This window comes from Sphingobacterium sp. MYb388, assembly GCF_037479535.1.
Taxonomy (GTDB): Bacteria; Bacteroidota; Bacteroidia; order Sphingobacteriales; family Sphingobacteriaceae; genus Sphingobacterium; species Sphingobacterium anhuiense.
In genome coordinates this window covers 184,060-199,845 of the sequence record NZ_JBBGYV010000002.1, presented here as the reverse complement: position 1 = coordinate 199,845, position 15,786 = coordinate 184,060, and the positions used below count along the sequence as shown (strand labels likewise).

The 15,786-nt window shown below is 33.2% G+C and carries 19 protein-coding genes; 7 read left to right on the top strand and 12 right to left on the bottom strand.

Annotation, left to right across the window (positions count from 1 at the left end):
• Positions 1-16: 16 nt before the first annotated feature.
• The 3 genes from WH188_RS06880 to WH188_RS06870 form a co-directional block, all read right to left on the bottom strand.
• Positions 17-307, bottom strand: a complete 291-nt coding sequence (locus tag WH188_RS06880) for a hypothetical protein (RefSeq protein ID WP_339423593.1) — start codon at positions 305-307, stop codon at positions 17-19.
• Between the two features lie 459 nt (positions 308-766).
• A complete protein-coding gene (locus WH188_RS06875; RefSeq protein WP_208702243.1) occupies positions 767-1,600 on the bottom strand; it encodes a ferritin-like domain-containing protein in 834 nt (277 codons plus the stop codon).
• A gap of 19 nt (positions 1,601-1,619) precedes the next feature.
• Entirely contained in the window at positions 1,620-2,339 is a 720-nt protein-coding gene (locus tag WH188_RS06870) for a ferritin-like domain-containing protein (protein ID WP_021187857.1), read from the bottom strand.
• Positions 2,340-2,776: 437 nt separating this feature from the next.
• Here WH188_RS06870 and WH188_RS06865 point away from each other — a divergent pair, with 437 nt between their 5' ends.
• A complete protein-coding gene (locus WH188_RS06865) occupies positions 2,777-2,995 on the top strand; it encodes a DUF4287 domain-containing protein (RefSeq protein WP_021187858.1) in 219 nt (72 codons plus the stop codon).
• Between the two features lie 47 nt (positions 2,996-3,042).
• A complete protein-coding gene (locus WH188_RS06860) occupies positions 3,043-3,768 on the top strand; it encodes an AAA family ATPase (protein ID WP_183917030.1) in 726 nt (241 codons plus the stop codon).
• A 231-nt stretch (positions 3,769-3,999) separates the two neighbouring features.
• On the opposite strand, the gene WH188_RS06855 is transcribed toward WH188_RS06860, so the two are convergent.
• From WH188_RS06855 to WH188_RS06845, 3 genes are all read right to left on the bottom strand, one after another.
• On the bottom strand, positions 4,000-4,308 hold the full coding sequence (locus WH188_RS06855; RefSeq protein ID WP_339423592.1) for a hypothetical protein: 309 nt from the start codon (positions 4,306-4,308) through the stop codon (positions 4,000-4,002).
• Positions 4,309-4,424: 116 nt separating this feature from the next.
• The gene (locus tag WH188_RS06850; protein WP_021187861.1) at positions 4,425-5,030 is read right to left on the bottom strand and encodes a hypothetical protein; all 606 of its coding nucleotides are present in this window, start codon (positions 5,028-5,030) and stop codon (positions 4,425-4,427) included.
• Positions 5,011-5,832, bottom strand: coding sequence for a metallophosphoesterase family protein (locus WH188_RS06845; RefSeq protein ID WP_132770885.1), 822 nt, complete (start codon positions 5,830-5,832; stop codon positions 5,011-5,013). Before WH188_RS06845 ends, WH188_RS06850 begins: the two co-directional genes overlap by 20 nt.
• Before the next feature lie 816 nt (positions 5,833-6,648).
• Between WH188_RS06845 and WH188_RS06840 the strand changes: the two genes are divergently transcribed.
• Positions 6,649-7,524 carry an SIR2 family protein gene (locus WH188_RS06840; protein WP_339423591.1) on the top strand — a complete coding sequence of 292 codons (876 nt, stop codon included), beginning with the start codon at positions 6,649-6,651 and terminating at the stop codon, positions 7,522-7,524.
• A gap of 72 nt (positions 7,525-7,596) precedes the next feature.
• On the opposite strand, the gene WH188_RS06835 is transcribed toward WH188_RS06840, so the two are convergent.
• On the bottom strand, positions 7,597-9,654 hold the full coding sequence (locus WH188_RS06835; protein WP_339423590.1) for a heavy metal translocating P-type ATPase: 2,058 nt from the start codon (positions 9,652-9,654) through the stop codon (positions 7,597-7,599).
• A 60-nt stretch (positions 9,655-9,714) separates the two neighbouring features.
• Entirely contained in the window at positions 9,715-10,137 is a 423-nt protein-coding gene (locus WH188_RS06830) for a Fur family transcriptional regulator (RefSeq protein WP_339423589.1), read from the bottom strand.
• 540 nt (positions 10,138-10,677) lie between these two features.
• Between WH188_RS06830 and WH188_RS06825 the strand changes: the two genes are divergently transcribed.
• Positions 10,678-12,024, top strand: a complete 1,347-nt coding sequence (locus WH188_RS06825; protein ID WP_183917039.1) for a MutS-related protein — start codon at positions 10,678-10,680, stop codon at positions 12,022-12,024.
• An 82-nt stretch (positions 12,025-12,106) separates the two neighbouring features.
• On the opposite strand, the gene WH188_RS06820 is transcribed toward WH188_RS06825, so the two are convergent.
• Positions 12,107-12,499: a group III truncated hemoglobin gene (locus WH188_RS06820; RefSeq protein WP_339423588.1), complete on the bottom strand. Its 393-nt coding sequence runs from the start codon at positions 12,497-12,499 to the stop codon at positions 12,107-12,109.
• Positions 12,500-12,628: 129 nt separating this feature from the next.
• Here WH188_RS06820 and WH188_RS06815 point away from each other — a divergent pair, with 129 nt between their 5' ends.
• Entirely contained in the window at positions 12,629-12,985 is a 357-nt protein-coding gene (locus WH188_RS06815) for a cupin (protein WP_339423587.1), read from the top strand.
• A 50-nt stretch (positions 12,986-13,035) separates the two neighbouring features.
• Positions 13,036-13,473: an RrF2 family transcriptional regulator gene (locus tag WH188_RS06810; protein WP_021187868.1), complete on the top strand. Its 438-nt coding sequence runs from the start codon at positions 13,036-13,038 to the stop codon at positions 13,471-13,473.
• Between the two features lie 139 nt (positions 13,474-13,612).
• Here the strand turns inward: WH188_RS06810 and WH188_RS06805 are convergent, their stop codons facing one another.
• A complete protein-coding gene (locus tag WH188_RS06805; protein WP_339423586.1) occupies positions 13,613-14,044 on the bottom strand; it encodes a nuclear transport factor 2 family protein in 432 nt (143 codons plus the stop codon).
• A gap of 185 nt (positions 14,045-14,229) precedes the next feature.
• A complete protein-coding gene (locus WH188_RS06800; RefSeq protein ID WP_339423585.1) occupies positions 14,230-14,652 on the bottom strand; it encodes an NUDIX hydrolase in 423 nt (140 codons plus the stop codon).
• 192 nt (positions 14,653-14,844) lie between these two features.
• Between WH188_RS06800 and WH188_RS06795 the strand changes: the two genes are divergently transcribed.
• On the top strand, positions 14,845-15,171 hold the full coding sequence (locus WH188_RS06795; protein WP_339423584.1) for a winged helix-turn-helix transcriptional regulator: 327 nt from the start codon (positions 14,845-14,847) through the stop codon (positions 15,169-15,171).
• Here the strand turns inward: WH188_RS06795 and WH188_RS06790 are convergent.
• Positions 15,168-15,623, bottom strand: coding sequence for a VOC family protein (locus tag WH188_RS06790; RefSeq protein ID WP_339423583.1), 456 nt, complete (start codon positions 15,621-15,623; stop codon positions 15,168-15,170). The genes WH188_RS06795 and WH188_RS06790 overlap by 4 nt on opposite strands.
• Positions 15,624-15,786 lie beyond the last annotated feature (163 nt).

Genomic DNA, 15,786 nt, shown 5'->3' with positions numbered 1-15,786 from the left:
TTAATTTAATACCATTTTAAATTAATGATTTCTTTTTTCTTAGTCTAGTCAACTTCAAAATCAACAAAAACAGCTCCATCAAAATGTTGTTCTTAATATTCCTAAGGGCATCTTCGATAACAATTAGTGCTGGTTCCCCAATTCCAGAAGTATAGTCCAAGCGAACGAGATAATCCCATACATCAGAAACTTGGATTGGATAGTAACTTGGATTTTCATGATCAATACCTTGCGCAGAGGCTAATATATTGTAACCTCTAATTTGCAATTGCAGTAATAGGTTCTGATTAACAGGTAAAAATTGCATAGTCATTTAATAAAACAAAATGTATTAAGCTTAATCAAATCAAAAACACATCTTTTAAAAGAATTCTTACAAATACTTATTGAGTGAACCTATGAAATAAATTATTTAAAGACATATCCTTCTAGCTTAACTAAGTTTTTATCAGATATTTTTTGTGAAATATCCTAACTGATTCGATCGCTACATAATAAGTTACATCCAGTGCAAAATAGCATTTAATCTGATTTGTAATGTTTTTATAGTTAAACAAATAATTAGAATAAAATGTTTTAAGAATCAAATTGAAAAATACAATTTTTATGAATTTATACAAGGCAAAAAAGCGGCACCAGAAAAAATTATAACCAATACATTAAACCTTATATCTGTTAAGTTTCTCACTTCAGAGCACTGAAAATAGTATCAAAAAAAGCTCCCTGTTCATAACAAACAAGGAGCCTCACTTCAAAGCATTATACACTAATTTTTAATAAACAGACTTGCAATATTAAGAACAGCATCAGCTCCTAAAGGCTCATCAAAAGATTGAGTAGCCGCAGCCAAAGATAAATTACCTGTAACACCTTTCAAAGTTGTAATATCAACATTTGCTTGAACTTTATTATCTTCCCCCATATAAACTGGATCTACAACAGCACCAATTCCACTATCATTTGCACCTGTTATCCAAGGTTTTTGATTTGCAGCAGCACCCCCTCTTGCTCTACGCATCTGACGTATATGCGAAGCATGACGAGCCTCTACCGAATGTATCTGTAAAGCGGCCGTTAGCACAACTTTATTTCCGAGCAAAATACCTGCCTGTCCCTTATATGCACGGACACCAGTATCTTCAAAAGCTTGAGCAAGAGCTAAGAATGTATCATAATCACTAAAAACATTTCCAAAGGTACCTCCAGCTGTAAAATCAAAAGTAGGTTTAGAAACTGCTTTATCCCCTAATACCTGCTTAAGAAATTTAACATGCGCATTTTCATGATCACGAATGGTTGTAATAGCTCCCAAAGGTCTACCTGAAGGAATTAGATTGGGGGCAGCAACCCCTTTAGTATAATATTCCGCTTCAAGATATTCCAACGTTAACGCATAATTCAACACACCATTAACATCTGTAGGAGCTGTCGCGCCATAAGCTTTCTTAAAAAGATCACTTATAAGGAAGGGTAATGCGGCCAAAGTAACTTTTTTTCCAAAAGAAGTCATATTTCGAATAACTTCTCTGCGTGGACTAATGCGATCAGTGAATTCTGGATCAACATTATTTATTTCGTCAAAAACATTTAATAGATTCATAACAATAAGATTTAGAAGGTTAATAAGTAGGTAAATCCTTTACATCAATTTTAGATTTGATAAATGGGGAAGCCGCCTGAAGTACCATTGTGGGACTTTTAGCAACATCTAAACCATTTGAATCAATAACTTCCATATTCGCAAAACTTCCGTTATCGATCAAATCTCTGATCAATGCAGCATGCCTAGCTTCAACAGATACAATTTTACCTGCTAAGGCAAGATAGTTGACATCTTTGATCAGCCATCCAGCACCATTATAGGCAGAGACACCCAGATCTTCAAATGTTTTGGCGGTGCTAAGCACACTTTCTCTACTTGAAAAGTTAATACCGGAAAGATTAAATTCTAAATTTGAAATAGCTTTCCCACCTAAAGCTTTTTTAAAGAATTCGCGATGCGCAACCTCATGATCTCTGATATCTGTTAAGTAAGTCTTTTCCAAATCTGATATACCAGAGTATGGACTATTTACAACCTGAATATAAAAAGCCGCTTCAAGTTGCTCAAGTGCGTAGGCATAATTTAAAATAGCGATGTCACCACTGCCAAAATAAAAACCATCTGCCCCCATATCTTCATCATGGCGGTCCTTTTTACAACCAGTTACCCCAAGTAGGGCAAGACTTGCTACGCCTGCACCGGTAAATTTTAAGAAATCCCTTCTCCGAAGGTCTTTTTTATCGAGATGTTCGTTTTCTTCTACTAAACACTCTTTTTGAGATGACATTTTTTCCATAACATATTCGTTTTTAGTGTATAATTTTTTAGTTTATGAATTTATATACGACAACTTTTTATGAGTGGATTGGAAGATTTTCTTTTTTTTCAATATTTTCTCAAAACAAGTATATACCACATATTACAAGCGTATTAATTCACCCTGCTTTATTTTATGTAAGCTTTAGAAAATATATTATATTATTTCGATTCATAAAAGAGTATACTACTCCTAGATTCTCATCCCCTATTAGTACACCTGTGCAAACGATACTTCCTGCATAAAAAAATAAAGTAGCGTTAATTTCCGATAGAAAATCAATGCTTATTTTTAAAAAAAAGGCAAAATTGTGGTATAATTTTAGCTGTGATATAATGCAGATCCAACAGCAAAATATAAAAAAGCTAGTTGATAAATGTACCAGTAATTAGAAACCGAAAATTAAATTTAATAGCATGTCTTTTCACACATACCTAAAGAATATTGAAGAAAAAACCGGAGTAAGTCCCGAAGCATTTATAGACTTAGCAACCCAAAAAGGATTTATAGAAAACAATAAAATTAAAGCTGAAATAAAAGCTAATCAGATTATCAATTGGTTAAAAGAAGATTATCAGCTAGGACATGGTCATGCACAAGCAGTGTATGCTTATATCAAAGGGAAAAGAGATTAATTCGCATTAGCACTAACTTAATATTTGTTTTTATATGATTGATCAATATGTTATACCTAAAAAGTGTTGAAAATACTAAGCCACATGTGGATCGTATATCTTACCCATACAACATTCCATCCATCCACAGTTTAGATAAGCTTACTTTCCGTAGCCCAGTCACTTTTATCGTAGGAGACAACGGATCAGGAAAATCTACTTTTATCGAATCAATTGCGATTAAGTCAGGATTTAATGCCGAAGGTGGAAGCTTAAATTTTAACTTTTCAACGAAAGAATCACATTCGAACCTTTATGAGGATATTAAACTGATCAGAGGGCCATACCGCTTTAGAGACGGTTATTTCTTAAGAGCGGAGAGTTTTTTTAATGTTGCCAGTGAAATAGATAACCTTTACGAAGGCGATCAAGCGAAATTAGAAGAAGCATATGGCCAATCATTACATCAATGTTCACATGGAGAAAGCTTCTTAGCACTGATGCATAATAGATTATCAGGAAAAGGGTTTTATATTTTTGACGAACCAGAATCAGCACTTTCATTTGATAGTCAACTCAATATGATGATTCGGATAAAAGAATTGGTCGATCAAAACTCTCAATTTATTATTGCAACACATTCCCCTATTTTATTATCCTATCCCGATTCAGAAATATATAAAGTAACAGATAGCGGACTTGAATTAACGCATTATGAAGAAACAGAACAGTTTAAATTGACCAAGCTTTTTATTAATAATTATCGACAAATATTAAATGAACTGGGACTATAAATTTCCCATAAAAATAGAGATGGCTTAATCCCTTAATTTTAGACTAATATATTTTAAAATTATTTTTCTCTAAAGCCTTAATAGCGTTCCTTTCATGTTCCTCAAGCATCACTAATTGCTGTGTATCCAAGCTTGAAACGGCAGGGATAAAAATAATTGGAAATCGCTTAGGTGCTATAATATCCCATAGAATTTTTATACGCTCCATGTGAAAATCTGAGGTGACTAACATTACCAGGTCTGGTCTTTCTTCCTCCAATATTGGTAAAGCCTTCCTAATATCATCAACTGAATGTGCCGAAAGGGCAAAAGGTAAAAAAAATGATTTGGGATTCCTTTTGAAACGAGATATGCTTTGCTGTATGTTGCATGTGGAAGATCTGTAGGATTAAAACCTCCAAATCCGCCTGAACATAAAATCTGGCAGGCATCATTATACCTGCAGAGTTCAAATACACAATTAAGTCTGTCAGTTGCAATTTGACTCAGATTTCCCCTTTCATCATTTGGCGCACCCAAAACCAAAATTACTTTCTTCATGAATTAAACTTAAAAAAAGTATCTGAGATTTTATAATCTAATAGCGACACCAACATAAAAACGACTGAAAAAACCTACTAAAATATTCATAAACAATCCTTTTTTAGTTTAAAAGATTAAAACTTAAATCGTATACCTACCCCAAGCTGAAAAACATCAGCAAGAGAAAGTGCTTTTATATTCTGAAAATAATTAATAATATAATAGTCATTTGAATTGAATTCAGTATAAATTCCAATCTTTTCTATTCCGATTTCCTTCCATATTTTATTCATATTGAGTTCAATTTCATTAGATAATGAGATGTGAGGTCTCAAAGCAGGAGACCAATAATAATAACCGGATGGATATTCCGATGAATTAAATTTAAATGATAAATCATCATGAAAAGTATAACTGAGAAATACACCTGGATTAAGCGGATACAATTTCCCCCAATTATTTAACTTTATTTCAAAAGGCTTGTAAGCAAATTTTGCGGTTATCGAATGTAGCTCTCCTCCCTTAGAAACAGGTACATAACCATAATTAAAATCAATGTTACCTCTCTTATTTTTAAAAATATCATATCCTGCGCCAACACTTATATAACCAATGCTTCCAGCATATTGAATAATTGCCGCATCTGGGATTAAAAAGTTCTTTTTCTGTGCATTACTCGGATTGACTGTGCCAATTAAAAAAAGGACTAGTATGCTTAATTTAAAAAGATATTTGTTCAAAGCTCAGTTTATTATTTACAATTTCGACTAATAAAAATTCATTTTTTCCAATTGCACTCGTGACCACAAAAGGTGTTTCAAAGTTTCCAACTGTAAACTCCTCAAAAACATGATTATGAGCATGAAAGGATGTGAGAAAACCTCCGGCATTGCTAAATGTTGAAGCATAATCGTATTCCAGATTTTGATCAAAATCTGGAGAGGTAGGTGGAACATGAGAAATAGCCACATAACTCTCTACATGAGGCTGTGGCTCTAGCTCCTTTTTAAGCCAGGGTATATTAGGTACCTGACCATTAAAATTATACTCCCTACTGTTCGTATCATGACAGATAAATTTAACTCCCCCATATACAAAAGAATAATTGAGCTTTCCATACATATGCTGAAATGCATCTCTGCCACGTGAAGTAAGATCATGGTTGCCAATAACCGCAAGAAATGGTCTATTCAGCTTAGTAAGGTTTTCGGCCACCCATTGCATTTCTTTAAGGTTACCAAACTCAGTTATATCGCCAGCCACAATCACAAAATCAATCCCTGTCATCGTATTTACTTTCTTATAAAAATTTACTGTTTCATTATGTGACCGCTGCGTATCTCCTGTTATTATAAACCGGACAGTATCATCTTGCTGACCATCCCCCAACTTATTTAAATTGATTGCGTTGAGATCGCGATATGAATTTTTACTAAAAATCTGATTTGGACTATATTCAAAATCACTACAACCGGAAAAAACCGAAATGAATACTATAAAAGTGACCTGAATTGCCAACCTGATTGCTTTTTCTCTAATCATTGAAAAATAATTGAAAGATTAAATAAGAAATAAAAGCACATTAACACCATTTGTGAAAACGATGAATCACTATGCAGTTTCGAATATTATAAGATATTGAAGGCATTTACATGCCGCTATAATATTTATTAAGTTTCGAAGTAATACAAATATTAAAATATAAATTGACCTTTTGACTTTAAAAATCAGAAATAGTTTTATTGAGACTTTTAAATGACAAAAATGACCTTTAAAAGGAACAACGAGAGATCGTTCTTCATAATTTTATTAAGTAGCTTTTCGATATGAGTAAAACTGGAATAAATGAAACATTAGAATACTAAACAACTAATAAATCAAACTTAATATTAATACATAAAACTATATTATTGATTTATAAATCATAAATTAAATAAATGACACCAGCTACCTTACGAAATAGTTGTTAATAGAAAATAGTATTTACAGATTAAAATTTCTTATAATTCGATCATCAATAAGTTTTAAAAACGCACTAATGGTTATATAAAAATTTGAACGATTTAAAATCTAAAATTAAACTGACCATATTGGACATATATAGGAAATATAAAATTTGAGATTAAATTATTGCTACATTAAATACAATAAAAACGCCATAATCAACCCATCTTACATTCCTCACATGGCTCAAATTAAAAAATTTAGAACACGCTAAATGCATAGACAAATACCATCTTGGATGAAAATCTTACAGTGCAATAAAATATGCGTCGCTGAATATAGATTAGAAGAAAATAACGATATTAGATTTAATAAAATGCAGTAACCAAGCGATTATCAAGACCCTTAAAAACTATGACTCATATAGCACTGCTTATTGGCAATGACATCAACAATATCAACAAGGGAACAAGTTGGAATGATCTGTTAATGAGCATTAAAAAAAAATACCATGTTCAATCCTTAGAAAATGGTCAAAAACCATTCCCCATGCTTTACGAAGAGATATTCCTGAATGCCATAAAACAAAAGCATGTGGATGAAAAAGAGCTTAAAACTTTCATTGCAGATGCCGTTTCTGCCATACAACAAAATGAAATCCATGAACTAATTAGAGCATTACCCGTTCAAAATATCATGACAACCAATTATGATTTCAGTCTTGAAGGCATACATCCGAAAGTAAAAACAAGTTTAGTGAATGAAACGACCTACAGTGTATTTAGACAATATCAATCTTTAAACAAAAACTACTGGCATATTCACGGAGATTGCAATAATCCATTTTCTATTAACCTTGGCTATGAACATTATTGCGGACAGCTACAAAAAATGCGTGAGTATGTTATCAATGGACCAAACTATGCCCCTAGCACAAAAGTGTATAAAACATCCCTTATTAGAAGATTACAGACAGGCAGACAAATGGTTTTACAATCATGGGTTGATCTGTTCTTCACAAATGATCTACATATTTTCGGTCTCTCCTTGGATTTTGTCGAGATCGACCTATGGTGGCTTTTAACCTATCGAGCTAGAAACAAGTTTTACAAGAAGAATACCTTTATCAAAAATCAGATTTATTACTATATTCCTAAGAAATATGTAAAAGATTCGGCAGACAAAATACAGCTTTTAGCCGCCAATGACGTTAGAGTGAAGATCATTGATGATGAAAACAAAATCAAGTATTACAAAGCGGTTATAAAAAGTATTAAGGATAAATTGTAGGACAACAACGTAAGAACTAAAATACACAAAAAGTGCTCGCTTTACATCAAATTGCGAGCACTTTCAACAAAGTTAAAACTTCATTTTCTGAATTCTTACAGCATTCAGTATAGCAATCAAAGATACACCGACGTCAGCAAAAACTGCTTCCCACATTGTAGCTATCCCGCCTGCACCCAAAATCAATACAATTCCCTTGACCACAAAAGCTAAGGTAATATTTTGCCATACGACACGCTTAGTTTGCTTTCCGATCCGAATTGCAACTGGTATCTTAGAGGGTTTATCATCCTGTATAACCACATCTGCAGTTTCGATGGTCGCATCACTACCTAGGCCTCCCATTGCAATACCTACATCACTTAGAGCCACAACAGGAGCATCATTTACACCATCACCAACAAAGGCAACGCGTTGATTTTGTGCTTTGATTTCTTTAAGTTTATTGACTTTATCTTCCGGCAATAAATCTCCATATGCCTGATCAATTCCCAATTGATCAGCCACATACCGAACCACTGTACTTTTATCACCACTTAGCATAGTTGCTTTTACATTTAGTTTGTGTAATTGCTGAATAGTTTCTAATGCATCCGTCTTAATGCTATCTGCAATAGTAATATATCCGACAAACTTACCGCCATATGCAACAGCGATCAAAGTATACACAATCGTTGCGGGATCAACATCATAACGGATATTAAACTTATCCATTAACTTAAAGTTGCCGACCAATAATTGTTTTCCATCCACTGTAGCCTGCAATCCATGCCCACCTATTTCTTCCACTTGATCTAAGCGAATATTATGATCAACCTCACCTACATATTGATGGATAGCTGTAGCTACAGGATGAGTACTGTTACTTTCCAAAGCATTCACCATCTTTAATATTTCAGCTTGATTAAAATTAGTATCAAAATTAACCTCTTGCACCTGAAAGACACCTTCAGTCATCGTTCCAGTTTTATCCATGACCACATGCTGAATATTCGCTAGTGTATCCAAGAAATTACTTCCTTTAAACAAAATTCCATTGCGGCTTGCAGCGCCAATTCCTCCAAAATAACCCAAAGGAATAGAGATTACCAGAGCACAAGGACAAGATATAACTAAAAATACCAATGCCCGATACAGCCAATCGCTAAATACATAATCTTGCACAAGCAGCGCAGGCAATAAACAAATACCGATCGCCAGAAAAACTACTATTGGCGTGTATACTTTAGCAAATTTACGGATGAATAATTCAGTTGGTGCTTTTTGAGCAGTTGCATTCTGTACCAGCTCTAGGATCTTACTTAATTTACTATCTGTATAAGCAGTTGTTACTTTAATCAAACTAACCGTATTCAAATTAATCATTCCAGCAAGAACGGTCTCTCCTTTAGATTTACTATCAGGTTTACTCTCTCCAGTTAAAGCGGCCGTATTGAAAGATGCGACATCAGATAACAATTCACCGTCCAAACCCAGTTTTTCACCTGGTTTTAGCTGAATGATTGAGCCGATTTCTACATTTTCAGCTTTTATGATCTGGGGTTGATTATTGATTAGAACAGTCACCTCATCTGGACGTTGATCCAAAAGTGCTTTGATATTCCCTTTAGCCCTTGATACGGCTAAAGTTTGAAAAACTTCCCCAACAGCATAAAATAACATGACCGCCACACCCTCAGGATACTCTCCGATAGCGAACGCACCGATAGTAGCTATAGCCATTAAAAAGAATTCGGAAAAAACATCACCTTTCCGTATACTGACTATTGCATCCTTAATGACCGGAAAACCTACCGGAATGTATGCTATTACATACCATACAGACCTTACCCACCCTTGAAACCAACTCTGTATTACCCAGTTATCCAAAGCAATAGCAAGCATCAAAAGAACAAAAGATATAATCGCAGGAGTAAACAGCTTCAAAGGGCTACCTTCTACATGAGAGTGATCGTGTCCATCATCATCAGTATGTTGAACTTGACCATCTCCATTATGATTATGTCCTTCACATTTACCCTGATGACCGATGAGTTCCTGAGCACCAGTCTGATTATATATTTTTGTTGTCTGTGTGCAGCAAAGCTGCGTACCAGCTTCGTCGTACTTGTGTTTATGTTGTACAGTCATTGTATAAGATTCTTTAACTTAATTAATAATATCAAAGATAAGCGCTCATGCTATGCAATACTATTGCATAGTTTCATTCATACAATTTTCGCAAATACCTTTAGCAAAAAGTCGGACCTCATCAATTCGAACCGAATTATTATCGGGCGCAGAAAAATTAATATCTGTCCGGCAAGTGGTATGCTTACAGATCTTACAGTAAAAATGAAGATGCCAGTCTTTATGTGTTTCCTCATTACAATCATCATGACAGAGGATATATTTGCTCGTATTATTTTCCTGTATACTATGCACGATGCCTTTTTCTTCAAAAGTTTTGAGTGTACGGTATAAGGTTATCCGGTCTGCTGGATAGAAGTGGGCCTCCATTTCAGATAAGGATAAAGCAATATGTTGAGAGGCTAAAAAATCGTATACTAATATCCGCATACTTGTTGGCTTTGTATTTTTATCCCGAAGTTTATTCTCTATTTCATTATTCATGCACTTGTAATTTAAGCGAATATTCTATTTGTTCTCATTAAAATAACAATTAGAAATCCTTAACAGCACTTAATATCTTGTATTTTTAACATTGATTTCAGCATAAATAAGTCTTAAAAACTTCTATTATCATACCAAAATATACACATAAATATATGAAATTTAACTCCAAAATAAGTTTAATTTCTCTCGAAATAAGATTAATGAGGTATCAAGAACAATAAAGAGTCAACTTTTACAACTACAAAACTTACTATAATTTTACAGCTTGCCAACTATTTTTAAGCAACAAGGATAACGAACTGCATAAGGTAATTCATTATTTTGTGAAGACACACCCACTTCTATAAAAAATAACTATTGTACTACTGAAACTTACTTTATTCTGCGTTTTAAATAAAATCCTATCTACACTAATAATAACTTATTAAATTGTAGCACACAAAATGAATCTATTATCCACATTTTTGTATCTTAGTTTAGACTCAGCAATAAAAAAGAAACAATTCGACAAACCATTAATTAACAATCGCTAAAGATATGTTCACAATTGATAAGCAAACCCTCAGTGACTTAAACGCTATTGATCATAGAGATTTTAGTTTATGTAATTTCTTTGACAATACCAGCACCTTAGGCGGACGGTCCCTATTATACAGCTACTTCATCAATCCATTAAAAGATATAAAAGAAATCCAAGACCGAAACGAAGCAATCGAATACTTATCAAACGTAATGGATAATCATCCATTCGATAAATATATGTTCCAAGATTTAGAAAAATATTTAAGTCTTGGAGTAGAAACTGATTCAGCAAATCTACTTCGTTACTTCTCAGAAAAATTATCTTTCAATTTCTGGTCCGCAGAAAATCAAATGGAACGCGTATTAATCAAGCGCTCTATTGCCGAAATCGCCATGTTAATCACATACTTGACAGAATTATTAAATAAAGCAGTAGAACAGGAAAAACCTATAGGACGACTCACGGAGATGCTTAAATCTTTAAACGAATTAACATCAGATTTTAATCTATCAGAATTAAAAGTAATAGCCAGTAAAAAAATATCACCTGCTTTAATTCTCAAATATGATTATAAATTCAGAAATTTAAACAATCACAATATTAAAAAGATTTTTACTCTTATCTACGAACTAGATATCTATCAAGGAATTGCGAAATCCATGACGAAAAATCATCTTATCTTTCCCACATTTCACAATAAAACCGATTTAGATCATATGTTAGTAATAAAAGGAGCCTATAATCTATTTTTAAACAAACCTATAAAAAATGATATCATAATATCACAAGAGAAAAACACCTGGTTTTTAACTGGAGCAAACATGACTGGTAAATCAACCTTGTTAAAAACCCTAGGAGCATGCATTTATTTAGCTCACTTGGGCTTACCTGTTCCTGCAGAAAAAATGGATACACTTTTTTTTGATGGCCTTTTAACGACAATCAATCTTGGTGATGACCTTAGCTCTGGTCATAGCCATTTCTACAACGAGGTACTTAGAGTAAAAAAAGCAGCTGAACTACTTGCTTCAAAGAAGAGAATGATTATTTTGCTGGATGAATTATTTAAAGGAACAAATTATGACGATGCTTATCATGCTACTTTAAAACTAGTCGAAAGATGTGAAGAATTAAACAATTCTATTTTTCTGATATCCTCTCATATAACTGAACTAAGTACGAAATTAAACAAAAATCATGTTGAGCTAAAACATTTAGAAACATTAATTAATGAAGAATCACATATTACCTTCACTTATCGATTAATCTCAGGTGTCTCCACAGAAAAGCTGGGTCTGCGATTGCTCGAGAGAGAAAAAGTATTTGAATTATTTAAATCAATTCCATCTCAAAGATCTTAATTTTAACAATACCAAACTTAGGTTCAAATATTTTAACGAGATTCGATTGATCAGCACTAACACATGTATATAGTAATAAAGTTCAAATTAATGGTTTGGCCTTTAAATTATTAAAATAAGTGATTTTAGATAAAAACATAGTTGCCATTTTATCTCCTCTATGGATAGCTTCATCAGCTTTCTGTCCTTCAAAAAATTCATGGACCGTAGTATGCCAAAGCTTTAGCCAAGCATCAAAATGAGCATCAGTAAGAGCCATAGCAGCATGTGGCGGAAATGGACTTCCAAAGTAAGTATGCTTTTCCAACAAGATAGTTTGCCAAAAACTATACATTTTTTTCAAATGATCCTCCCAGCGGCCAGCCAGTAGATTATTGAATATAGGACCAATTAGAGCATCCTCACGTACTCTGCCGTAAAACGTATCAACAAGTAATTGAATATCTGCTAGTGAAGTTATATCGTTCTTTTCCATATTCCTAATACACAAATTGATAAAGGGTTATTTTTAAAATTGTATCGACAAACAAATATAACCATAATTAAAAGAGTTAAACATCTTTTATAACTATATTTGTACTAATCAAAAAAAACTGACATGGAAATGAACAAACAAAACATTCCGATATCAATCTATAAAGAAGTGTCATATAAAGGAGAAAAACCATCAGTAACAGTCTTACTCGAAACATCATCGGCCAAAGAGATTCGGATATGTCTAGCAGAAGGAGTAATCATGACCGATCACAAAAGCCAATTTCCCATTGTCATACACATCCAAGAGGGTTCCATAATTTTAAATGTAGCAGGAGTTATACATAACATGGAAAAAGGAGATCTCATTGGCTTAGAAGGTGCCATCATGCATAATCTTACAGCAAATAAAAACAGTATCATAAGACTTTCTATACACAAGCAGGATCATGTCCAACGCGTGCAAAATGTTATAAATACCAATTAGAACAGTATCTTTGCACATAAGATTACAATTAAAGAAAATATAATTTAAAAATGGGTGTTTTTTCTAAAACCTGTGAATATGCTATGCGTGCAGTCTTTTACATCGCTCAAAGTTCTCATGAGGGTAGAAAAGTAGGCATTAAAGAGATTGCTGAAAAAGTAAAGCTACCAGAACCCTTTCTAGGTAAGATCCTTCAGAACCTCAGCAGAGTAGGTGTAATACAATCTTCAAAAGGGCCAAATGGCGGATTTTACATTGATCCTGCAGGATTAAAAAAACCAATTGCTGACATTGTCTTAGCTGTAGATGGAGAGCAGATATTTATCGGATGTGGCATGGGATTAGATTATTGTTCCGAGAAGAACCCATGTCCACTGCACAACGATTTCAAAAAGGTAAGAAATCACCTTAGCGCTATGCTTAAAAATACAACAATTGGTCAATTTAATCTAGAACTCATAAAAGGTAGCTTAACATTATCTAAATAATAATTATCCTGAATTCTTAATAACAAGAAAACAAATTCCTTCATAATATCAGTAAAAGAATCAACTATTATCGGAAAACAAAAAAGTCCTATCTTTCGACAGGACTAACATAAACATATGATACTTAATTAAACATTTTCTATTGATAACAATTAATAGATTTTGAAACTTTCCAGGCTCCGCCTTCATTGACCAAAGTGACCAAATCTGTTTTAGTAAAATTTTCAAACTGCATGGAAACTTTCGCTACCATATAATGCGCCGATTGTTCCAAGATTAAAGTTGTCGTTTTACAATTTAACTTTTCTCCTTTTTGTTTTTTCAAAAAACTAATTACTTCAGAGCGGCTGTTTGTTCTTGCAATCTTACCCTGTACTTTTTGATTAAAATCAGATGTAAATAATTGTTCTAAACCTGATGACTGCCCTTCAGTCATCACATCAACATAGTGATCAATTGCAAAATTTGCAGTTGATAAATTGATTGCCTTTTCTGGATTTTCTACGGCCATCGTAAGTGTACTGATTGCAACTAGTACTGCTGCAGTGAATGTTTTTACTAGCGTTTTCATAATGTCTTTATTTTATAAATTTAGTTTTCTTGATTTATCAGTTAGTCAGTTAAATACTCCATTTGTAAAAAGTATTTCTTTTAACTTTCTGATTCAAAATTAAGACAAGGAACACGCTCTTTTTATTACATTTAGATCAACAATATAAAAAACTCGGTGAATAGCAGAAAAATAAAGGTAAAGTATTAGACACCTATCAAATGATCAGCCTCTAGTTTGTCAAATACCATTAACACACCAATTACTTGAATTTGTTCTTGCATATATGCAGGTCTCGAGAAGTACTGAACTGCCCCGATTTCATTACTGGGATGAATTTCTTCTTTAAGATCATAGATAAAACAATCCTGCTCCATAATAACTACAGGATTTTCACCATATGCAGGAGCTGTGATATGACAATAAAATTCTAATCTGTCGTCATTCAGCTCAATCATCAATTCCTCTCCAATCTCTCGTTTTAGAGATTGTAAAGAATCCTCACCTTGATCCACCTTGCCGCCAGGTAAATACCATGCTTTTTTATTATTGCTATAAGCGAGCAATAATTTATTATCCTTTAATGTGATCAGACCTGCAGTGTAAAGATTAGAAGGCAATGTATGCATATTAAAAATTTTAAATGTGTATGGAGCATAATCTACTAATTTCTAAAGAAAAATCAGTAGTCAGATTTACTTATTTTAAGTATACAAGAGAAAAATCAAAACCTAACTTGGGTAAACCTCAAAAAATAATTTCTACGACAACAAAAATATAACTCATCGAAACTTGCTATCTTTATAGCACCAACATCAGATATGCGTAAAGAAAATTCAACAAATTCTATCAATGAAAGATCGTTACTAGAATTTTGTAAAGCTCATAAGGCTCTCTCCCAGATTAGTGGCCGATGGAAATTATCCTTACTATTTGCACTCTATGAGGAAGATTTAAATTATGCCAGTTTTAAATCAATACTTCCAGATATTTCTGACCGGATACTCGCTAAACAATTGAAAGAATTGGTAGAAGATCAAATTGTAGAAAACAAAAAAGATAAAGTCCAGTCACTTTACATTTTGACCGAAAAAGGCAAGAAAATTGTAACCACATTGACCGCTTTAGGCGCAATAGATGAAACCTAGAAACATACCTGTTCTAAAAACTCAATTACCTCTCCGTTTGGACTATAAACTAAACTATTATGAACATGAACTGATCTAAATTCATTTTTTAATTGAATATCAAATACCCCATTACTAAGATCTGTAGCTCCAGCTTTTAGTGCTTCCGCCCTTGCTTTAGCGGCATCTCTCACCACAAAGCAAATGTGAAGAATAGAATTTTCAACCATTTCCTCACCCAAGCCTCTCTTTCTTCCCTGTGCAGGTATATCGGCATCACCATCACAGATTTCAACATATACATTGATTTTTTCATGATACAACATGACACATTTTTCCAGCTTAAAATCCGGCAATGACCAAGAATGCACAGTTACAAACCCCAATTGTTCATAGAACTTTACTGTTTCATCAAATTGAGGAGCCTTTAACGAATAATGATGAAAACCGACTATATTTTCTGATAACTTCATACTATATATTTTAAAACAAACTTATGAAAGCTTATCGCCCTATTAAAGAACTTACAAAATTGTTAGTCTATCTATAATTGTATATTCTAGAAACTACACATCCGGCATATAGCAGGAATATCCTTACATTTATCAAACGATTTTTAACAAATACTGTTATTGA